The sequence below is a fragment of the Halomonas sp. 111 genome (assembly GCF_052379685.1).
Lineage (GTDB): Bacteria > Pseudomonadota > Gammaproteobacteria > Pseudomonadales > Halomonadaceae > Vreelandella > Vreelandella citrativorans.
In genome coordinates this window covers 155,405-176,738 of sequence record NZ_JBQSYV010000005.1, presented here as the reverse complement: position 1 = coordinate 176,738, position 21,334 = coordinate 155,405, and the positions used below count along the sequence as shown (strand labels likewise).

The 21,334-nt window shown below is 52.1% G+C and carries 17 protein-coding genes, 7 tRNA genes and 1 pseudogene; 9 read left to right on the top strand and 16 right to left on the bottom strand.

Annotation, left to right across the window (positions count from 1 at the left end; translation table 11 throughout):
• The 3 genes and pseudogenes from ACT3T7_RS05875 to ACT3T7_RS05865 all read right to left on the bottom strand — a co-directional run.
• Positions 1-586, bottom strand: a pseudogene (locus ACT3T7_RS05875) (transposase); the annotation flags it as partial.
• A 217-nt stretch (positions 587-803) separates the two neighbouring features.
• Positions 804-3,239, bottom strand: a complete 2,436-nt coding sequence (locus ACT3T7_RS05870) for a sensor histidine kinase N-terminal domain-containing protein (protein ID WP_444630338.1) — start codon at positions 3,237-3,239, stop codon at positions 804-806.
• A gap of 42 nt (positions 3,240-3,281) precedes the next feature.
• Entirely contained in the window at positions 3,282-3,947 is a 666-nt protein-coding gene (locus ACT3T7_RS05865) for a response regulator transcription factor (RefSeq protein ID WP_444630337.1), read from the bottom strand.
• Positions 3,948-4,053: 106 nt separating this feature from the next.
• Here ACT3T7_RS05865 and phnD point away from each other — a divergent pair, with 106 nt between their 5' ends.
• The 4 genes from phnD to ACT3T7_RS05845 all read left to right on the top strand — a co-directional run bounded on the left by phnD (position 4,054) and on the right by ACT3T7_RS05845 (position 9,237).
• Positions 4,054-5,007 carry a phosphate/phosphite/phosphonate ABC transporter substrate-binding protein gene (gene phnD / locus ACT3T7_RS05860; protein ID WP_444630336.1) on the top strand — a complete coding sequence of 318 codons (954 nt, stop codon included), beginning with the start codon at positions 4,054-4,056 and terminating at the stop codon, positions 5,005-5,007.
• A gap of 75 nt (positions 5,008-5,082) precedes the next feature.
• The gene (locus ACT3T7_RS05855; RefSeq protein ID WP_444630335.1) at positions 5,083-6,930 is read left to right on the top strand and encodes an ABC transporter permease; all 1,848 of its coding nucleotides are present in this window, start codon (positions 5,083-5,085) and stop codon (positions 6,928-6,930) included.
• 2 nt (positions 6,931-6,932) lie between these two features.
• Positions 6,933-8,036 carry an ABC transporter ATP-binding protein gene (locus ACT3T7_RS05850; protein ID WP_444630334.1) on the top strand — a complete coding sequence of 368 codons (1,104 nt, stop codon included), beginning with the start codon at positions 6,933-6,935 and terminating at the stop codon, positions 8,034-8,036.
• A 61-nt stretch (positions 8,037-8,097) separates the two neighbouring features.
• Positions 8,098-9,237, top strand: a complete 1,140-nt coding sequence (locus tag ACT3T7_RS05845) for an ABC transporter substrate-binding protein (protein ID WP_444630333.1) — start codon at positions 8,098-8,100, stop codon at positions 9,235-9,237.
• A gap of 173 nt (positions 9,238-9,410) precedes the next feature.
• Here the strand turns inward: ACT3T7_RS05845 and ACT3T7_RS05840 are convergent.
• The 6 genes from ACT3T7_RS05840 to ACT3T7_RS05815 all read right to left on the bottom strand — a co-directional run bounded on the left by ACT3T7_RS05840 (position 9,411) and on the right by ACT3T7_RS05815 (position 13,339).
• Positions 9,411-9,498 (bottom strand) — tRNA-Ser (locus ACT3T7_RS05840).
• Positions 9,499-9,605: 107 nt separating this feature from the next.
• The gene (locus ACT3T7_RS05835; RefSeq protein WP_444630332.1) at positions 9,606-10,109 is read right to left on the bottom strand and encodes a YiiD C-terminal domain-containing protein; all 504 of its coding nucleotides are present in this window, start codon (positions 10,107-10,109) and stop codon (positions 9,606-9,608) included.
• Between the two features lie 14 nt (positions 10,110-10,123).
• Positions 10,124-10,684, bottom strand: coding sequence for a nitroreductase family protein (locus tag ACT3T7_RS05830; protein WP_444630331.1), 561 nt, complete (start codon positions 10,682-10,684; stop codon positions 10,124-10,126).
• A 47-nt stretch (positions 10,685-10,731) separates the two neighbouring features.
• Positions 10,732-11,565, bottom strand: coding sequence for an NADPH-dependent 7-cyano-7-deazaguanine reductase QueF (queF, locus tag ACT3T7_RS05825; RefSeq protein WP_444630330.1), 834 nt, complete (start codon positions 11,563-11,565; stop codon positions 10,732-10,734).
• Between the two features lie 35 nt (positions 11,566-11,600).
• The gene (locus ACT3T7_RS05820) at positions 11,601-12,374 is read right to left on the bottom strand and encodes an ABC transporter permease (RefSeq protein ID WP_172117164.1); all 774 of its coding nucleotides are present in this window, start codon (positions 12,372-12,374) and stop codon (positions 11,601-11,603) included.
• The gene (locus ACT3T7_RS05815) at positions 12,371-13,339 is read right to left on the bottom strand and encodes an ABC transporter ATP-binding protein (RefSeq protein WP_193054851.1); all 969 of its coding nucleotides are present in this window, start codon (positions 13,337-13,339) and stop codon (positions 12,371-12,373) included. Before ACT3T7_RS05815 ends, ACT3T7_RS05820 begins: the two co-directional genes overlap by 4 nt.
• A 283-nt stretch (positions 13,340-13,622) precedes the next feature.
• Here ACT3T7_RS05815 and ACT3T7_RS05810 point away from each other — a divergent pair, with 283 nt between their 5' ends.
• Complete coding sequence (locus ACT3T7_RS05810; RefSeq protein ID WP_193054871.1) at positions 13,623-15,248, top strand: methyl-accepting chemotaxis protein; 1,626 nt, start codon at positions 13,623-13,625, stop codon at positions 15,246-15,248.
• A gap of 181 nt (positions 15,249-15,429) precedes the next feature.
• Here ACT3T7_RS05810 and ACT3T7_RS05805 read toward each other — a convergent pair.
• From ACT3T7_RS05805 to ACT3T7_RS05780, 6 genes are all read right to left on the bottom strand, one after another.
• Positions 15,430-15,504 (bottom strand) — tRNA-Gly (locus tag ACT3T7_RS05805).
• Between the two features lie 23 nt (positions 15,505-15,527).
• Positions 15,528-15,603 (bottom strand) — tRNA-Glu (locus ACT3T7_RS05800).
• Positions 15,604-15,626: 23 nt separating this feature from the next.
• Positions 15,627-15,701, bottom strand: a tRNA-Gly gene (locus ACT3T7_RS05795).
• Between the two features lie 24 nt (positions 15,702-15,725).
• Positions 15,726-15,801, bottom strand: a tRNA-Glu gene (locus tag ACT3T7_RS05790).
• Between the two features lie 79 nt (positions 15,802-15,880).
• Positions 15,881-15,955, bottom strand: a tRNA-Gly gene (locus ACT3T7_RS05785).
• 24 nt (positions 15,956-15,979) lie between these two features.
• A tRNA-Glu gene (locus tag ACT3T7_RS05780) sits at positions 15,980-16,055 on the bottom strand.
• A gap of 250 nt (positions 16,056-16,305) precedes the next feature.
• On the opposite strand from ACT3T7_RS05780, the gene msrB reads away from it, so the two are divergent.
• From msrB to htpX, 4 genes are all read left to right on the top strand, one after another.
• Positions 16,306-16,704, top strand: coding sequence for a peptide-methionine (R)-S-oxide reductase MsrB (msrB, locus tag ACT3T7_RS05775; RefSeq protein ID WP_172117166.1), 399 nt, complete (start codon positions 16,306-16,308; stop codon positions 16,702-16,704).
• A gap of 106 nt (positions 16,705-16,810) precedes the next feature.
• Positions 16,811-17,764: a ribosome biogenesis GTPase YlqF gene (ylqF, locus tag ACT3T7_RS05770; RefSeq protein WP_444630329.1), complete on the top strand. Its 954-nt coding sequence runs from the start codon at positions 16,811-16,813 to the stop codon at positions 17,762-17,764.
• Positions 17,765-17,821: 57 nt separating this feature from the next.
• Positions 17,822-19,114, top strand: a complete 1,293-nt coding sequence (locus ACT3T7_RS05765) for a pyridoxal phosphate-dependent aminotransferase (RefSeq protein WP_444630328.1) — start codon at positions 17,822-17,824, stop codon at positions 19,112-19,114.
• 92 nt (positions 19,115-19,206) lie between these two features.
• Complete coding sequence (htpX, locus tag ACT3T7_RS05760) at positions 19,207-20,112, top strand: protease HtpX (RefSeq protein WP_172117168.1); 906 nt, start codon at positions 19,207-19,209, stop codon at positions 20,110-20,112.
• 62 nt (positions 20,113-20,174) lie between these two features.
• Here htpX and pdxB read toward each other — a convergent pair whose 3' ends face one another.
• Entirely contained in the window at positions 20,175-21,323 is a 1,149-nt protein-coding gene (pdxB, locus tag ACT3T7_RS05755; protein ID WP_444630327.1) for a 4-phosphoerythronate dehydrogenase PdxB, read from the bottom strand.
• Positions 21,324-21,334 lie beyond the last annotated feature (11 nt).

Genomic DNA, 21,334 nt, shown 5'->3' with positions numbered 1-21,334 from the left:
CAACCCGCACAACTAGGCTGACAGAGGGGGTTCCGCTCCAGTGCCCGATAAATTCGGTAGATCCGCTTATGCTTCCAACCAAAGCCCTTCACGTTGCGCAGATACAAATAACACAGTCCAAAGCCCCGGTTACGCTGATGGTGAGTCAGGCGCACCAGCCAGTCAGCGATAACGGCGTTCTCATGGCTCAGCTTCGCTTGATAGCGGTAACAGGTTTCACTGATCCCGAAAACCTGACAGGCCAGTCGAATACTGCAGCAACCGATCTCAACGACCTTCTTTGCCATCTCGCGGCGTTGAGATAGCTTTACCACTTTCCCTCAAGGGCTTGCTGGCGCAACGCTCCCTTCAACCGCTCTTCGGCATACATCTTCTTGAGGCGCTGGTTCTCATCTTCCAACTCCTTGAGGCGCTTCATCATGGACGTGTCCATATCACCGTACCTGGAGCGTCATTTATAAAATGAGGCACTGCTCATGCCGTGCTCGCGACACAGTTCAGAGGGTGACGTCGCGACAAACACGCCAGACTCCGCCTGCTTCAAAATCGCCATGATTTGGCTGTCGGTAAAACGTGATTTGCGCATGTGAAATCTTCAGTGTTTTCAGGTTACAAAATTCCACTTATCAACGCGATTATTTTTCGGGGGGATTAACGAGCCACGAGAACGCAGCCATCTCCTTACCATCATCTACGTAGTGCCCAACTTTAATGAGCAACTACATATTTGCTGAAAAAAACCTTTGACTATCAGAAAAAATAGAGAACGACTCCAAGAGGCTTTCTAACCTTTAAAGTTTTATTTATTCTTCCACAACCATTTGAAACCAGTCATCAAGAAAACGGCTACGTTTGATACTATCAAGAAACACCAGAAGCTCCGGACCAAGCGAAATAGACTGGTAGTTGATATAATCATTCGAGATAGTCATTTGTCCGAACAGGCCGTTATAAAAAGCAGCTCGTCCAAGATCGGACATAACATGTCTTAGTATCGTAGCAGCCAACGGGTGAGAGGATTTTTCTGGTATGAAGGCCGTCCATGGAACAGCAATCACATAATCCTGGGGATATAGCTCTACAAGTCTTTCATCAGCAATGTTAGAGGCACGAACTGACGATAAGGGGACATTATACCCAAACTTAATTTCGCCGCCTTCTAACGCTTGTAGAAGCTCCGCAGAATTATCATAAATACGGGCCCCCGATAGTCCGAAGGCACTAGCCAAGCGCCAGTATAATGATGAGCGTAAAGAATCCTGAGTTGCCAGTGTGTATGCCACACTGTCTACGCCCACATTGATGATCCCTACCTTGCCAGAGAGTGGATTCGCTGGCATTTCCATCATTCTGGCCAGCTCTAGTCGGGTCTTGGGTAGAGAATCTGTCAATGTCTGACTATGCACAAAGACAGCAGGATCGTAACCAATCACAAAGAGCTCTTCGCGCCAATCATCCACCTCTATTTCACTGAATGTTCTTTTATTCAAGGGTTTAATGTGGCCATTATTACTTAATGCTACTGCAATTTCTGGAGAGGGAAATATTACTAAATCGGGGACCTGCATGGTCTGGGCACGAACAGCAACATCTACCTGATAAGGCCGAACCTGTTGATATTCAATGTTTATATCCGGGAAGCCAGCTTTAATAAATTCACTTAGCGGCTCTAACTGACGTTCCGGTAGTGTGCTATACACAACAAAAGGAAGTTCGGATGCTTTAACTTCCGGCATAACCACGACTTTCCCTATTAATGATAAAAGCAGTGCTAGAAGGAAAAGACTTTTAAACCATTTTTTATTTGGTTCTTCAGATATTTCCCTCGGTTCAAGATAGTTTTTAGAACAGATTAACGGCAACCGAACTTCAACCAAGGTCCCTCCTCCAAACACTTCTAGAAGCCTGATGCTCCCATCTGCTGCGTTTACGACCTCTCTCACAATGGATAAGCCAAGACCTGAACTTCGCGGGTCAGAACTATCCCGTACAAAGCGTTCAAACACTACAGCACGACGATGCAAGGGTATGCCAGGCCCGTGATCTACCACACGCAGCACGGCGAAGTTATGATCTTTAAAAAGTTTTACTTCAACAGGTCCGGGAGCATGTACGAATGCGTTTTCAATCAGGTTACGTACCATCTCAATTATCCCCATTGGATTGGCATGCACCACTAAAGCGTAGTGAGGAGGATGAAAACTTAACTGCATCAACTCGTTTGCATACAGTCCATGGCTGGCCAAACGATTGATTGCCTCTGTAGCATAGCTACGTAAATCACCCACCTCTTTATGACGTGATTTAAGCTTGTGTAATAAAGTGGCGTCTGTAAGCCACTGATTAGCCAAGTGGCTCGCTTGAACAGCATTAAAATGAATACGTTCAACGCGCCGTTTTATTTCCTTTTGATCCTGTTCATCTATAGTGATTTCTGCTTGCGCTCGTAAAGCCGCCAGTGGAGTACGCAGTTGATGTGCCGCATCTGCTGTAACGCGACGCAAACCATTAAGGGTCGAATCCAGTTGGTGGATAAAATCATTGAGGGCAACGACAAGTGTACTGATTTCAGGTGGAACATCCCTCGATATAGGGCTCAGGTCGGACTGTGATCGCATGCGAAGGCTTCTAGCGACAGCACGTAAAGGTCGAAAGGCAAAGCGAATGCCCCACCAGATTAAGAAAAAAGCTACTAAGGCAATTGTTATCGCAGGAATTAACGACTCTAGCAGCAACTGACTTTTCAAGTGCTCGCGCGCTTCGCGAGTTTCAGCCACTAAAATATCGATCCATCCAGCATCTCCTGTAGTGGCGTCAGATCTATAGCGAGCCACTGCAGCAATGCGGATTCTTTCGCCATTCATCATACCATCCGACAATCGAATTTCTGGAGTTTCTGGAGTTTTAATATCTAAACCGAGTAATGGTGAGCCTGTGACGACTTGACCACCGGGAGACACCACACGATAGAACACTCTGTTCATTCTTGAAGTACCGAGAATCGCAAACGCGGCATAAGGGATATCTACCGTAACTGATCCATTATCGTAAGCGACCGTATCTGCGATAGCCAAAGCGGCACCACTTAAAACGCGATCAAAAGCCTCATCTGCAGCACGCGATGCGTTGTGGTGAGTGGTGTTAGAGAGAAAGCCTCCAACAATCGCAAAGACCAGCGCAGCGCATACCATTACTTTCTTTTCAATGGAAACTCTCGCTAACCACCTGCTTACTGCCACCCTACCGCTCCCTTATGTCTAATAATCTCAACACTCTGCGGGCTAGTGATGCCTCAACCAGTATCCAACACCACGCTGAGTTCCAATCTCCACGCCAGAATGTTTTAGCTTTCGGCGCAGTCGCGACACCAGAAGCTCCACGGCATTGAGCGATCCTGTATCATCATAACCAAATAGTTTAAGCACCAAGTGCTCCTTATTCACTGGCTTGCCTTTACTCGTTGCCAAGGCTTCAAGCATGTCATACTCTCTGCGTCCTAACCCCAACGGTTGACCATGCAGCGTGACACAGCGTTGTGCCATATCAATTCTCATCTCTCCAAGCACAAGTTCATCCTGAGCTACGCCATGACTGCGCCTAACAAGCGCCCGTACTCGTGCCGATATCTCGTTAAGATCACAAGGTTTTATCACGTAATCATCAGCACCAAGATCCAATAGGCTCACTTTATCAGCCACTTGATTTCTAGCGGTCATCACCAACACCGGCGTTGTAATTCTCTGCCGACGCATCGATGACAATACCTCGAAACCATCTCGTATCGGTAAATTAATATCGAGCACAATAACAGAAAACCCTTCGCTTGCTGCATGCTCCTCTCCTTCCTTGCCATCAGTCACATGAATCACTTGATGGCCATCACGACGCAGTTTCGTAGCAATAGCATCCGCTAGGTCTAAACAGTCTTCAATTAAGAGAATACGCATTTTTTCTCCACTGACAGGACACTGACAGGAAAATCTGGGTATTTTGCACCTCAGAGGGGAGAGGATATTACGCTAAACATACCAAAGACCAAGGGGAGGCTATCACGTGAAAACTAAAAGCGTAACGGCTCTATGGCTTTGTTTTCTTTTAAGTGTAGTCACTACAGCACATAGCGATACGTGCCCTCCAGAGGCCGTTATTGGTCAATATTACTGCGACCGTAATGGCGATATGCTACCCGACCCTCCTCTTTCTAGCATAGCTTGGAGAAACCCCTCCACGTTGGTATGGGCATTTTCACCCATAGAGGACCCTGCCATCTATGCCGAACTTCTTAAGCCCTTCACAGAACATCTTAAAAGCTGCACTGGACGCCAGATTGTTTACTATCCCATTCAGACTAGTACAGCGGAAATAGAGGCAATGAGAACGGGACGCTTACACTTTGCTGGCTTTTCCACCGGATCTACCGTTGTGGCTGTTGAACAGGCAGGAGCCGTCCCCTTTGCTACCAAAGGTGTTGACGATCAAGTTAGAGGCTATAACCTTATTGCCGTGGTGCGTGACAGCTCATCCTATAAGCAACTCTCCGACTTAGCAGGAAAGCGTATCGCTCATGCGACTCCACTCTCGAACTCAGGCAATATCGCTCCCCGCGTTTTTTTTCCGAAAAATGGGCTGGTTCCTGACATTGACTATATTCCCATCATGTCAGGCGGTCATGATAAGTCTTTATTAGGCCTAAGCAATGGTGATTATGATATGGCAGCTGTCGCATCGGATGTTTATGCGCGAATGATTGAAAGGGGAATGATAGATGAAAACAAATTAAGGGTTATTTATGAAAGCTCTCTTTTTCCAACGTCCTCCTTCGCTCATGCACATGACCTACACCCAGACCTAGTTAAACAGCTGTCAGACTGCTTTTATAACTTCCAGTTCACACCTGAAATGCAAGCAGCCTTTAACGGAGATACTAACTTTATCCCAGTCGACTACAAAGAGAGCTGGGCACCAGTCCGTGAAGTCTTACAAGAATTTAAAACAATTCAAGAATAAACCTTCGAAAATGACCGAGTGATATTTTACTAATCACGGCATATCCATACTCGGTAACAATAAAGGACAGGCAATATGCTTTTACCCAAGAGGCCTGCTACAAGCCAGCTTCCGCCGACATCACCGACAGGTCGCGCATTAGGCACGATGCTCTACCGGTTCAAGATATATACCAGTGAGCCCACCGGCTTCATAGCTATTCTGTTGCTGATACTTTTTAGCTACTTGATTGTCGGACCAGTTTTTTTATTACTAAGCGAGGCCTTTAAGGTTCAGTTCGCTGACCAAGCGCGTACAGGTCAATCCGCCGGTGAATTTACACTGTACTACTTTCAGCGCGTGATGTTTTCTCCCATTTCCCAGAACATCTTCTGGGAGCCATTATTTAATACGGCAACGATATCATTAGGCGCCATTATTGTGGCACTGATAGTTGGGATACCACTTGGCTGGTTGCTAAGTCGTACCGACTTGCCAGGGAAACGCTGGTTCTCCACGGCACTGATCGTACCTTACATGCTGCCATCATGGACTTTTGCATTGGCTTGGACGACGCTGTTCAAGAACCGAACTACGGGTGGGTCATTAAGCTGGATGGAAACTCTAGGCCTTAACCCACCAGACTGGTTGGCTTACGGCTACCTGCCGATTACTTTGATTTTGGCCCTACATTATACGCCGTTTGTGATCCTATTATTCGGTAACGCATTACGTAAATTCGACTCACAGTTAGAAGACTCAGCGCGTATTCTCGGTGCCAATCGCATTGTCGTAGCGCGACGTATCATTCTACCACTAATGCTGCCCTCTCTGGTCTCAGCATCCACCCTGATATTCGCTAAATGTTTAGGTGATTTCGGTGTGGCTTATATTCTCGGCGTGCCGGTAGGCTACGATGTATTGGCCACTTCGCTCTTCCGCGCGATTAGCTCTAGTCAGGTCGGCTCTACAGCTGTACTGGCTGGTATGATCTTACTATTGGGGGTAATGTCCATTTTGATCGACATGCGTCTTCTTAAAGAAGCGCGTCGCTTCGAAACTATTGGCTCAAAGAGTGCCATGCAACGCATCACGCACTTGGGAAGATGGAGAATACCCGCCGCTACTTGGGCAACGTTTGTCTTCTTGTTCAGTGCCGTTATTCCTCTACTTGCATTATTTCTAACCACCGTAATGATCCGCCCAGGCATTCTGGCTTGGAGTAACTTTACACTGGATTACTGGATTGGCACCGATCTCGCCACAACTGCGCTGCGCCAAGGAATATTGCTTACACCTGAATTTTGGCGCACCGCTTGGAATACTATTTATATAGTAGGAGGAGCCGCTATTGGCTCGGGCCTACTAGGGCTTTTAGTCGGGTTCGCAGTAACGCGATCATCAATTCCACTGATCGGTTCGTTGCTACGCCACATAACTTTCATGCCATACCTGGTACCAGGAATTGCCTTTGCTGCCGCCTATCTAATGATGTTTGCCTACCCTAGGGGGCCACTGCCCGCACTATATGGCACACCTATCATATTAGTACTGGCATTGATCGCCGACCAAATGCCTTTTGCCTCGCGAGCGGGTATTACTTCAATGATGCAATTAGGCAAGGATCCTGAAGATTCGGCTCGTATAGTTGGGGCTGGCTGGTTTAAGCGTTTAACCTCAATAGTTATCCCGATTCAACGTGGGTCATTAGTATCAGGCATCCTACTTCCATTCATCTCAGGAATTAAGGGCCTTAGTCTAGTCGTAGTTCTAGCTGTACCAGGTACAGATGTACTAACGACCTACGCTATTCGTCTCGTAGATTACGGATATAACCAAGCCGCGAATGCTGTCGTACTGATGATCTGTGCTATTGCCTTCTTTGGCACTCTAGGTGTGCAAAAGCTTACTAACAGCAGCTTATCCGACGGTCTAGGAAAATAACCATGTCTAACATTAACCTTATCAACATCTCAAAAACTTATGCATCCAACACACCCAAAGCGGTGGAAAATCTCAGCATCCACATTGCCGATGGTGAGTTTCTCTGCCTGTTAGGTCCTTCAGGCTGCGGTAAAACTACCACGCTCCGTATGCTAGCAGGACTTGAGCACCCCACCGCTGGACAGATACTAATAGATGATAAGGCAATCGTCTCGGTTACCGAGGGCATCTATACGCCGCCGGAAAAACGTGGACTAGGCTTGGTGTTTCAAAGTTACGCGTTATGGCCACACCTTTCCGTAGAACAGAATGTAGAGTTCGGTTTAAAGCTTGACAAGCGGCCTAATTCTGAACGCAAGCAAATCGTCGATGAGGTCATGAACAAAATGGCCATAGCAGCTTATCGCGACCGCTATCCAAGCCAGCTTTCGGGAGGGCAGCAACAGCGCGTGGCTCTTGCTAGAACTCTGGCCATGAATCCCAGCATCATTCTACTTGATGAGCCTCTCTCAAATCTCGATGCCAAACTTCGACTAGAAATGCGCGCCGAGCTCAAGCGCATACATCGGGATATGGGAACTACCATTGTCTTCGTGACCCATGACCAGTGGGAAGCCATGACATTGGCCACTACCATCGCTGTAATGAGCCAAGGGGAGCTACAGCAGCTCGGTACCCCTGACGATATTTATGAGCGTCCTGCCAATGAGTTCGTAGCCAGTTTCGTTGGTAACTTACCTATCAATATGATTGACATGTTAGAACAACAGCAAGGAGTTCTAAATCGCTGGATACGTCAGGCTCTGGGGCACCCTGCCTTTATTAATAACATTGCAAAGGCTGGCATTCGACCAGAGGTCATCAAAGTATTACCAGAAGGTTCCCCATACCCAGAGTACTTGTCAATCACACATGGTGCCAAGGTAGAAGACATTCTTCCAACAGGGGGCAGCTGGATCATCGAACTTTCAGTAGATGGAGAGCGCGTCTTCTCTATCGCTGATCGTGCGCCGACAGTGAACGTCGGCCAAGCGGTTCTTCTCGCCGTTGAATCGAAAGATATCCATTTATTCGATACCCAAGGAAAACGGATGATGGATATCTAACTTTATCTCTCTCAATAATAAAAAAGAGATAGCAACTTGATTTTTTTTTGGAGTATAAATTATGAAACATAATGCTAAATCTACAACACTCATTTTAGGTAGCAGCCTTATTTGCCTACCGGTCTTGGCTCAAGAGGCTCCCGCGCTAGGGATCGATGACGATGAGTATTCCTTAGAAGCACTGATCAATGCTGCCCAGCAGGAGGCTCCGATCACCGTGATTGATGCCACGGGTAAAATAGTTACCATGGCTGAGAACTTTACAGAAAAATATGGCATACAGGCCACAGGCGTGAAGATGTCAGCCCAGGAACAAGAGCAGGTCATAATGCGGGAAGCTCAAGCGAACAATGTTCGTACCGATGTATTCAATATGAGCAATCTGCCATCCGTCACCTCACAGATTTTACCTCGAGGCTATGCTGTGAGTTGGTTCCCACCAGACTTGGCAGACGTGATACCGGAGAACTATCAAAGCCCGGCCATCACTAGCCTGAATCCGTGGGTGTGGGCTTATAACTCAGATGTGCATACCGACGGCTGCCCAATCGACAATATCTGGGCACTAACTGAACCTGAGTGGAACGGCCGGATCGCAATCCCAGACCCGCAGTTACGCAGTGAAACCATGTTCTGGTTCAATCAGCTAGCAACTAATGCTGACGATAAAATAGCCGACGCCTATGAAGCTTACTTCGGCGAGCCACTGAACAGCAACGAAACCAGCGCTACAGCCGAATGGGTGAAACGTCTAGCCAAGAACAACCCCACTTTAACCCGCAGCGACTCTGATGTGGGACCTATAGTCGGCGCACCAAATCAGGACACTCCATTTATAGGCTTTTTAAGCGCAGCGATCTTCCGACATGCTGACCGCGATGGTTATGGCATGGCCATCTGTGAAGGCATGAAACCCTATGTCGGTCAATTAACCCCCCGCGTCGCAGTCATAGCATCAGGTACTGACAGCCCTAACGCAGCCAAGCTATTCGTGCGTTTTATGATGACTGAAGAAGGTATGGGACCGCAGCTTATCGACGGAAAAATATCAACTAATACAGACGCCAAGATGCCTGAAGATGAGCGCTCCGGGGTATTCGACTTGGTTGAACAACTTCATGTAACTGACTCCACTACAAGTGGCGATGATTTTGCTAACTTACAAGATTGGCAAGATATATGGATCATCAATAACCGCTAATCGCTTGTACACCACTGCATATATCAAGGTGACAGCTTAGCGAAGCGATGACCCTGTTATTCCAGCACTGATCAAGCAATACCAAGATCAATAGCGTTCCCAAAACCGTTCCCAAGGGCCAAAAACGAGAAAGGGAAATCAAGCTAAGTGCTTGATTTCCCTTTAATATTCTGTGGCGGAGAGGGAGGGATTCGAACCCTCGAAGCCTTACGACTTACACACTTTCCAGGCGTGCTCCTTCGACCACTCGGACACCTCTCCACATTTTGGTTCAATCACTTGGGCTGTGCCTTTCGCGACAGAACGGCGCATATACTATGGTTTAAGCAGCCAAATAGCAAGCCTTTTTCAGAATCAGTGGCTTGCCTTCAGGTATCGCTACTCGATAACACTGCATAGCTGCCGTGGGCTTCCAGGCAGAGCGCATCGCCACAGTAAAGCTGCTGGATTAGCGCGATGCGCCCTTTGCCCCGTTCGGCAAGCTTTTGGGTCAGCTTCTCAACACCGTCAGGCTCTGCTGGCGTGCATATCAGGCGGTAATCACCCGTTACCGGAGCCAGAAAGCGTTGCGTGGCTTCAGCGACCACTACATCGCGCGCCATGCCTTGTCCGCGTAGCCATAGCGTTACCCAGCACCAGCCTTGCAGCGTGGTTTGCGCACTTAGCGCGCCACCAAAGCCGGTGCCTTTGTCATTCAGGTTAGGCGCCAAGGCGAGCCGCCAAGTGAGCGATTGATTGTGCAGCGACATCTCTTCAATCCCCAGGGCGCCAACCATGGGGATTGCATCGCTTAACCACTTTTGAAAGGCGGCCAGGTCTTCCTGGTCTTCGGGCAGCGGCAAGCGTGGGTGAGGCACACCGGGTTTGCGCATGGCGGTTGGTCTCCTTACGCCCAGCGCTCTACGAAGTCGGCCACGTTATGCGCAGGCAAAGGCTTGTGGCGCCCGCCCAGGTGTCCCAGGTAGATAAACGCGACGACTTCGTCATCTTCTTCCAGAGAGAGCCCTTTGCGCACCACGGGGTCAAAAGCGTACTTGCCGCTACGCCACATGGCGCCTAGCTCTTGCGCGTGGGCAGCCAGCAAAATGCCATGGGCGGCGCAGCCTGCGGAAATTACCTGCTCCATCTTGGGCACTTTGGGCAGGTCCGGCGTTACCTTGGCGATCACGGCGATAATCATCGGCGCGCGCAGCGGTTTTTTGCGCGCTGAATTTAGCGTGTCGTCGTCGGCACTGGGGTCTTCCTGGAACTCAGCTTCGGCAAACAGCTCGCCCAAGCGCGTACGCCCTTCCCCAGTGAACTCAATAAACCGCCAGGGGCGCAGCTCTTTGTGGTCCGGGGCGCGCAGGGCCGCCTGGTAAATTGCATCCATCTGCTCGGCAGTGGGCGCAGGCTCAACCAGCTTGCCCATTGAGCTACGGCTGTGAAGCAGCGTGAGTCCATCCATTTGGTTTCATCCTATCAATCAGTTAGGTACTACTGTAGCGCAGTCGCTTACTGTCTTGCCAGACGCAGCGGGCTTGGCGGCGCAAGGCCCGGCGTGGCGCGCCAAGGGCTGATATCCAACCCGCCGCGGCGCACGTAGCGCGCCAGCACCAGAAGCTCAGTAGGTTGGGCGTGCTGCATCAGGTCGGTGAAGATGTGCTCGACACAGTGCTCATGAAAATCCTGATGCTGACGATAGCCGATCAGGTAGCGCAGTAACCCTTCGCGATCCAGCTTCGGGCCTTTGTAGCGAATCATCACGCTGCCCCAGTCGGGCTGGCCGGTCACCGGGCAGTTGGATTTAAGCAGGTGCGAGTGCAGCGTCTCTTCTACAACCTCATCGCTTACCGCCAAATGGGCGGCGCTGGGCGTGTAATCACTTACTTCGATATCGAGGTCGTCCAGGCAGTCGCCGGGTAGCGGCTGTGGGGCAAGCTCAGTGTCTTCTACACCGAGCAGCTCCACGCTGACCGGTGCACCGGCTACCGCGCTTAGGTCACGCTGCAACGTTTCAAGCACTTCCTCGCGGCTTTCCATACGGGTTTGGTTAAAGCTGTTGAGGTAGAGCTTCCAGGATTTGGATTCGATCAGGCTGGGCGATTCAGCAGGCAGCCGAAAGCGGGCCACGGCCACGATGGGTTTGCCACGGGCATTCAGCCAGGAAACCTCAAACGCGTGCCACTCATCTTCACCCACAAAGGGCAGCTTGCCCTCTTCAATCCCTAGCGGGGCGCGGTTGGCGGCGCGTGGGATGGGGAACAGCAGCCCGGCATCGTACTGCTCAGGGTAGGCGGATTCGCGCCCCAGGGGCGCGTGCTCTAAGGTATCGGGGCGGTGTGCCATAGGGTAACGCTCTCTTGATAAAAACGGTCGTGCGGTTAACTACGAATGCCTTTGCCACGCTCCAGCATGGCCAGTGCCGCAAAAAACAGCACTACGATAAACCCCAAAATAGCCGCCAGCGCCCAGCCAACGGGAATGTCCGACACGCCCAAAAACCCATAGCGGAAGACGTTCACCATATACAGAATCGGGTTGAGCATCGACACGCCCTGCCAGAAATTGGGCAGCATGGAAATGGAGTAAAACACCCCACCCAAGTAGGTCAACGGCGTCAAAATAAAGGTCGGTACAATGGAAATATCGTCGAACTTGTTGGCCAGCAGGGCATTGATAAAGCCGCCGATGGAGAACAGCGCCGAGGTTAGCACCACCACCAGGATGGTTAAAAGCGGGTGCTCGATGGTTAAGCGCGTGAAGAATAGCGACACAATAGTAACGATCAGGCCCACGCCCAAGCCGCGCGCCATGCCACCGAGGATAAACCCGGATAGAATCACCCAGTTGGGCATGGGCGATACCATTAGCTCTTCGACCGAACGCTGAAACTTGTTCGAGAAGAAGCTGGAAGCCACGTTCGAGTAGCTGTTGGTGATGACCGACATCATGATCAGGCCGGGGACGATAAAGTCCATGTAGGAGAAGCCATCCATATCCCCTATACGCGAACCGATCAGGTTACCAAAGATGATGAAGTACATCGCCATGGTGATCGAAGGCGGCAGCAGCGTTTGCGGCCAGATACGCGTAAAGCGTTTGATCTCTTTAAGTACGAGCGTCCATAGCGCGACGAGCGTTTGTGTTGCATTCATGCCTGCGTCTCCTTGTTGGGTTCGGCGCGCTGATCGATGGCTGTATTGCCCGCCTCTACCATTGACACAAACATCTCTTCCAACCGGTTAGCGCTGTTGCGCATGGAAACCACCTGCATGCCCTGCTCGCTTAATACGCTGAACACATCGTTTAACTGCTGCCCGCGATGAATCACCAACGAGAGTTGCGTCGGTTCGATCTGCTTGATCTCAAACCCTTCGATCACCGGCGGCGCCGTGACCGGCTCGGCGAGATCCAGCAGGAAGGTTTCGGTATTCAGCTCGGCCAATAGCTCGCGCACGCTGGTGTTACGCACAATTTCACCGTGATTGATGATGGCGATATTACGGCACAGGCTTTCGGCTTCTTCCAGATAGTGGGTGGTCAGAATGATCGTGGTGCCTTCATCCTGATTAATGCGGCGCATGTACTCCCACATGCTGCGGCGCAGTTCAATATCCACGCCCGCGGTGGGCTCATCCAGAATCAGTAGCTTGGGCCGGTGCATCAGCGCCCGGGCAATCATCAAGCGGCGCTTCATACCACCAGAAAGCATGCGAGCGTTGCCATTGCGCTTGTCCCACAGGCCCAAGTCGCGCAGTAACTGCTCAGCACGCGGCAGCGCTTCACGGCGCGTCATGCCGTAATAGCCTGCTTGCGCCAGCACGATATCAAGCACCTTCTCGAACTGGTTGAAGTTGAATTCCTGAGGAACCACGCCCAGCTGGTACTTGGCCTTGGCGAAGTCCTTGTCGATGTCGATACCAAAAATCGACACCTTGCCTTCTGACTTCTGCACCAATGAACACACCACACCCAGGGTGGTGGATTTACCTGCACCGTTGGGACCCAACAAGGCAAAAAAATCGCCCTGCTGGACGTCGAGATCAATTCCTTTTAACGCGTGAAAGCCGTTGCCGTACACCTTGGTAAGGCCACGGATAGACAATGCCGGTTCGGCCATAAAGATGTCCTGTCAGCAAAAAAAATAGGGGCACAAAAAAAAACGTGAGAAGCAACGATATCGGGGCATTCGGTCGTTTTTTCAAGCCAGCGTAACATGGCGCCTATGGCTATCTCGTTAAACCGCTAACAATCCATCCACTTTAATTAGTATTCGCGGCGTTTTGTCGCGCACGACACGCAGGCTAATACTTTAGTATTATGCGCATGCCCTTTCGCTATTAATAGCACGGCATTCAAGGGAACACGTATTTTATAAACGAGAAAAAGCCATAGTGAGCACCATGATCGCCCAGCCCCCTGTTACCTTTGCCCAACCAGGCGCTACTACCGAACACTCAACGTCCGCCGCCCGACGCGGCCTGGCAGCGCTTCCTCTGCGCCGCCAACGGCTGATTGGCGTAGCCGTTTTATGGCTGATACTCGCCATCATGATTACGGTGAATGCGCTGCAAAGCCGAACGCTGCTCTATCACGAGCGTGAACAGCGCATGGTTACCGCCGTGGACATTGCCATTTCTACCCTTGAGCATTTTGATGAAAGAGCCAAGCGGGGTGAGCTCTCGCTTGATGAAGCCAAAACCCAGGCGTTTGAAGCCATTCGTGACGTGCGCTTTGGCGTCGATGATAACTACCTGTTTGCACTCAGCGGCGACCTGAAGATGCTTGCCCACCCCAAACGTCCGACGGGGCAGGACTTATCCCAGGTGACTGACCCCAAGGGCACGCTGATCTTTCCGTTGATCCGGGAAAGCGCCCGCGAGTCAGGCTACGGCTTTTCCGAGTACTACTCTAACTTCGCCCGCGGCAACGACAAAATGCCCCTGGTGCATACTTACACCGAAGCCTACGCCCCGTGGGATGTGTATGTTGCCAGCGGTATTTTTATGGGCGATATCAGCCAAACCATTATGGCCCAATTGACCAAAACCATTTTAGTCGGCCTGGTGGGCGGCATACTGGTAACGCTGGCCTTTTGGGGCATGATCTCGTTGATTCTGCGCCGTTTGGGTGGCGAGCCTGACTACGCGGCAGAGGTAGTAGCACGTATTGCCCAAGGCGACTTAACGGCAAGGGTTCGCCTGGGCGCTAACGATACCAACAGCCTGCTTTACGATATTCAGCAAATGCGTGACAAGCTGCATGCAACGATGCAGGAAATTCACGCCACCAGCGCCGCGGTAGACAATGACTCTGGCGATATTGCCGCAGGCAATCAGGAGCTTTCATCACGCACCGAGCAGCAGGCAGCCGCCCTTCAGCAAACTTCTGCCAGCATGGAAGAAGTGACCGCGACGGTGCGCCAAAATGCCGAAAACGTGGAACAAGCCAAGGAGCTTGTACGCAACGCAGGCGAAACCTCTCAGTTTGGCCAGCAAGCCATTGGCCAGGCCGTTACCTCCATGCAGGAAATTAGCGCTGAAGCCGCCAGAATTTCCGACATTGTTACCCTGATTGACAGCATTGCTTTCCAGACCAACATTTTGGCCCTTAATGCGTCGGTTGAAGCTGCCCGCGCGGGCGAGCATGGTCGAGGTTTTGCCGTGGTAGCCAGTGAAGTACGCCAACTGGCTAACCGTTCGGCAACCGCCGCTCACGAGATCAAAACGTTGATTAACGCCTCCAATGCACAGGTGGATAACGGCGCCTCACTGGTGACGACCGCTAAAGAGCGGATGCAGCAGATTGACCAACAGATCCAACGCATCAATGACCTGTTTGCCGACATTACAGCCGCGACGCATGAGCAAACCCAGGGGATTGAACAGATCAACGTGGCCATCGCACAGCTTGACCAGTCAACTCAGGATAACGCCACTATGGTTCAGCAAACTGCTAACTCCGCCCACGACCTGAAACAGCGCTCACAGTCGCTTAGCAGCGTTGTAAATCACTTCACCCTCAGTTAAGCACTCGGCATTACCGGCTTGCGTTCAGGCAGCACTGTCTGGGCGTAAGCCACCACTCAAAACGCGCCTCTAAAACACACGCACAGCAAAACGCCGCCAACAAGGACGGTAGATAGATAGCAATATGTATAACAAGAAGGAAAGGTAAAACAGGAAGGATAACGAAATGAGACTGTTTACATGGAGCGGGAAAAGAGATTCGAACTCTCGACCCTCGCCTTGGCAAGGCGATGCTCTACCACTGAGCTATTCCCGCAATGTAAACATGCACTTGCTAGATGGCGTCCCATAGGGGGTTCGAACCCCTGTTACCGCCGTGAAAGGGCGGTGTCCTAGGCCACTAGACGAATGGGACGTATAAACATCTATTTTATTGATTGGAGCGGGAAAAGAGATTCGAACTCTCGACCCTCGCCTTGGCAAGGCGATGCTCTACCACTGAGCTATTCCCGCTTAATCAATTTCTCGCCATCGGATTGGCGTCCCATAGGGGGTTCGAACCCCTGTTACCGCCGTGAAAGGGCGGTGTCCTAGACCACTAGACGAATGGGACGTTTTGGAGCGGGAAAAGAGATTCGACCGGGCTGGCGTTCCAGCTCTCGACCTGCACTTGCTTAACCACACGACCAAATTGGAGCGGGAAAAGAGATTCGAACTCTCGACCCTCGCCTTGGCAAGGCGATGCTCTACCACTGAGCTATTCCCGCACTCCGATACCTTAACGATGTAATTGGCGTCCCATAGGGGGTTCGAACCCCTGTTACCGCCGTGAAAGGGCGGTGTCCTAGACCACTAGACGAATGGGACGTTTCATTGCCTCGTCGAGGTGGCGCGTATATTACTCAGAGCACGCATTTCTGTCAAGCCCTATGATATCGCTCTGATTTCTATCTATACGCAAATCTCTTTCATTGCTACGACTTAACGCCCACTCAAGCGGGTGGCTACTCCCTATTCACCTTCTGAACTCGGGTAAGTACTAGCTTTCTTAACTACGCTGTCTTAATTGAAAAGAGTACGATAGCCTGCAAGTCACAGAGGGCAAGGAGACACTAAAATGGCCAAAATTAAAAAATCCCCCGAGCAGTGGCGCGAACAGCTGACGCCTGAGCAGTACCGGGTTGCACGCGAGAAAGGCACCGAACGTCCTTTTACAGGTGACTACCAGGTAAGCGATGCTCAAGGCATTTACCACTGCATTTGTTGCCACGCACCGCTGTTTGAAAACGAGCACAAGTTTGATGCGGGCTGTGGCTGGCCCAGCTTCGACAGGCCGCTTGGCAGAAACTGCGTTGAAGAGCATAGCGATACCACGCACGGCATGGTGCGCACAGAAGTAGTGTGTTCCCACTGCGATGCCCACTTGGGGCATGTGTTTCCTGACGGGCCGCCGGCATCCACAGGGTTGCGTTACTGCATTAACTCAGTGTCGCTAGAGTTTCACCCTGACGAGTAAACGCTACCTCTAACCCCTTTAACGAATCGCAGCAAGGCGAGCACCATCTGGTAGAATGGTTGCTCGCTTTTTTTATGCCCGTTTTTTGTGCTTGTAGGAGAAACTCATGCTCGGCTGGTTCCCCGGACATATGAACAAGGCCCGCCGCCAGATAAAGGATGCGCTGCCGGAAATTGACGTGGTCATTGAAGTACTCGACGCACGTCTGCCCTACTCTAGCGCCAACCCGATGCTGGCCGAGCTGACCCGCCATAAGCCAGTGCTGAAAATACTCTCCCGGGCGGACCTGGCAGACCCAGAGCGCACTGCGGAATGGGTGGCCTTTTTCGATGCCCAGGACGATACCCGGGCACTCGCGATCACCACGACCAACACCCGTGAGTTAAAGAAAATTCCCAAACTTTGCCACGAATTAGCGGGTGACGTACGTGCTGACCGCGACGTTCGGGTGATGGTAATGGGGATTCCCAACGTGGGTAAATCCACCCTGATTAACGGCCTCGCCGGGCGTAAAATTGCCAAAACCGGTAACGAACCGGCGGTCACTAAGCGCCAGCAGAAAGTGCGTATTGATGGCCGCGTGGCACTGATCGACACGCCTGGCGTGCTGTGGCCCAAGATTGAAGACCAGGCCAGCGCTTATCGGCTGGCGGCCAGCGGCGCTATTCGCGATACCGCCATTGAGTATACCGACGTGGGTATTGTTACCAGCGCCGAGCTTGCCAAGCGCTACCCGGACGAGTTGACCACACGTTACAAACTCAAAGCATTGCCCACGTATGAAGTGCCGGTCGATAATGACGTGGACGCTGACGGTCCGAAGAAGCCCGACTTCCTGGCGATCGCCGGGTTTGATGGCCATGCCATCCTGAAAGAAATTGCCGGTAAACGGGGCGGCCTGCGCGCAGGTGGCGAGGTAGATTTACACCGTGGCGCCGAAGTACTGCTACACGAACTGCGTGACGGCAAGCTTGGCCGTTTAACGCTGGAAACACCGGACGATATTCCGCAGCCCATTGTGCAAAACGACGAAGACAATCAGCCACTTTCCGACGCATAATGGATGAACCGACCGGCGCCGCCGCACGGCCTTTGGACACTTTTGGATAAATCACTCATGGAAACCTCTCAGCTTCAAACGCCTACTGAGCTTCAGGATACGGACTCACAAAACGCCGAGCCGTCATCTGCTGAACTCAAAAAATCTCACAAGCTCAATAACGTCTGCTACGACATCCGTGGCCCGGTCCTCGATCATGCCAAGCGGCTTGAGGATGAAGGCCAGCGGATTTTAAAGCTGAATATTGGCAACCCGGCGCCCTTTGGGTTTGAAGCACCAGAAGAGATTTTGCAGGATGTGATGCGCAACCTGCCCACGGCACAAGGCTACTGTGATTCCAAAGGCCTCTACTCGGCGCGTAAGGCAATTATGCAGGAGTGCCAGCGCAAGAAAATTCCAGGCGTTGGCATCGAAGATATTTACATCGGCAACGGCGTGTCCGAACTGATTGTGATGTGCATGCAGGCACTATTAAACGATGGCGACGAAGTGCTGATCCCTGCCCCCGACTATCCACTATGGACGGCAGCGGCGCACCTTTCCGGCGGCCACGGCGTGCACTATAGGTGCGATGAGCAGGCCGACTGGACGCCGGACATTGCCGATATCCGCGCCAAGATCACCAGCCGTACCCGCGCGATTGTACTGATTAACCCCAACAACCCGACCGGCGCGGTTTATCCACCGGCCGTGGTGCGCGACGTACTGGCCGTGGCCAAAGAGCACAATCTGGTGGTGTTCTCTGACGAGATCTACGACAAGATCCTGTATGACGGCGTAGAACATACCGCGACCGGCGCTCTGGCCGACGATGACCAGTTGGTGATTACCATGAACGGGCTGTCGAAAAGCTACCGCTGTGCGGGCTTTCGCTCCGGCTGGATGACGATTTCTGGCACGATTGCCAAGCAGCGCGCCAAGGATTTTATCCAGGGGCTAACCATGCTGGCCTCCATGCGTCTGTGTGCCAACGTGCCTGCCCAGCACGCCATTCAGACCGCACTGGGTGGCTATCAGTCGATCAATGACCTGATCCTGCCAGGTGGCCGTTTACTGGCTCAGCGCGACATCACGGTGGAAAAACTCAACGCGATTCTTGGTGTTTCCTGTGTCACGCCCAAGGGCGCGCTCTATGCGTTTCCTCGTTTGGACCCCAAGGTCTTCAATATCCAAGATGACCAGAAGCTGGTTCTTGATTTGCTCCTTCAAGAGAAAATTCTTCTGGTTCAAGGCACGGCGTTTAACTGGCCAGAACCTGATCATGTGCGCATTGTGACACTGCCCTGGGCGGATCAACTGGGCGACGCCCTGGACAGGCTCGGTAATTTCTTGTCCCGCTACCGTCAATAAGGCGGGCTGTGACTTGAAACTGCCACGAAGTGTACGTATCTAAGCAAGCATTCTAGTAACGCTTTACCGTCCTCTTAGGGAGAACCTGCACCATGATGCGAATTGTGCTGTTTTTAGCCACCAACCTGGCGGTACTGCTTGTCGCCAGTATTACGCTGCGCCTGTTTGGCGTTGAGGGTTATTTACGCAGCCAAGGAATCAACTTTACCAGCCTGCTGATTTTCTGCTTTATCTTCGGCATGGTCGGCTCGCTGATCTCGCTGTTTATTTCCAAGTGGATGGCGAAACGCAGTACCGGCACGGTAATTATTGAGTCGCCTTCCAACGCCACCGAGCAATGGCTTGTCGATACCGTGGCTGAGCTTGCCCGCGAGGCCGGCATTAAGACGCCGGAGGTGGGCATTTTCCCCGCCCAGCAGTCAAACGCGTTTGCCACCGGCTGGAATAAAGATGACGCTTTGGTGGCGGTTTCTGCCGGGCTGTTAAACCGGATGCGCCCCGACGAAGTGCGTGCAGTGCTTGCCCACGAAATTGGCCACGTCGCCAATGGCGACATGGTCACGCTGGCGCTGATTCAGGGCGTAGTGAACACCTTTGTGATGTTCTTTGCCCGTGTGGTGGCGCAGTTGGTGGATGGCTTTCTTAAAAGCCGCAGCGGCGGCGAAGGTGGCCTGGGCTTTATGGGTTACTTCGCGGTCGTGATTGTCGCAGAAATTGTGTTCGGGATTGTGGCGTCGGCTATCGTTGCCTGGTTCTCTCGCTATCGTGAATACCGTGCCGATGAGGCCGGTGCTCGGTTAGCAGGGACAGGCTCCATGGTGAATGCTCTGGCCCGCTTGAAAGCGGAAACAGAAATGCCGGACCAAATGCCCGACACCCTACGCGCCATGGCGATCACCAAAGGCCAAACACGCTCGCTGGTAGAACAACTTTTTGCCAGCCACCCGCCGCTGGATGACCGTATTCGTGCGCTAAAAGAAGCCGCTTACCGTCAATAAACAACATCCGCAACGTATTTAGTCGCAACAGGCCCGCTAAGCGGGCCTGTTCTTTTTGCGCGTCAGGATAACCGCGAGACGTGAAAGCCCGCAGCACTCAACGGCGCTTCAAGATCAACCGCACTGCCTGATAACTGCACGTTCAGCGTGGCAAATTCACGGCGCAGTGGATAATTGGCTCGGCAGGTATCAAAGCCCTGCTTGATACCCTCCAAAAGCGCTTGGCGCTGCAGGCTGTCGTGGTCTCGGCGCACGTCATACACCGCACGCATGCATACACGCAGCGCATCCTCGACCGACAGTGCGTCCTGCAAATGCAATGACGCCAACGCTGGCAGCGGGCAAATATCGGTAAACGCATCATGGTTGGGAGTACCAAGATGGCTGGCTAACGCTTGCTGAATCATCCAGGTACCGCGCAGCTTGCCGTCCAGGCTGTGCCCAGCAATATGCGGCGTGGCAAGTGCCACCAGGTCGCGCAGCCCTGCGTCAATGTCCGGCTCGCTCTCCCACACGTCCAGTACGACGGTAATATCGCCTTTACCCGCTAACCGACCACGCAGCGCTAACCCATCAATACAGTCGCCCCGCCCGGCGTTTAGCAATACCGTGCCAGGCGCTAATTCATTGACGCGCTGAGCATTCAGCAACTGATAGGTGGCGTGCGGCCCCTCTGACACCAGCGGCGTGTGCAGGCAGAGAATATCGCAACGATCGATCAGCGTATCCAGCGGCTCAAAGTCCTTCTCGCCCTCCTGCTCTGCTCTGGGTGGATCACAGGCAAGTGTGTTGACGCCCAGCGCATTAAGGCGGGCAAGTAAGCGGCTGCCTACATTGCCGACGCCCACAATGCCCACCGTTCGTGAGAGCAGCGACCAGCCATCGCGCTCAGCAAGCGTTAGCAAGCTGCTGAGCACATAGTCCACCACCGCTTCGGCGTTGCAACCAGGCGCGCTTGCAAAGGTAATACCGCGCTCAGTCAGGGCGGCGTGATCAATATGGTCGGTGCCAATCGTACAGGTACCGACAAAGCGTACAGCGCTGTCTGCCAATAGCGCGGCAGTGACCTGGGTGATGGAGCGCACAATTAGCGCATCCGCGTCCTTGACGTGCGCCGCGCTTATTTCACGCCCTGGCAGATGGGTGATTGAGCCAAAATCACCAAAGCAGCGTTCGGCGGCGGGTATATTGGCATCTACAGTCAGCTTCACAACGTGATCCT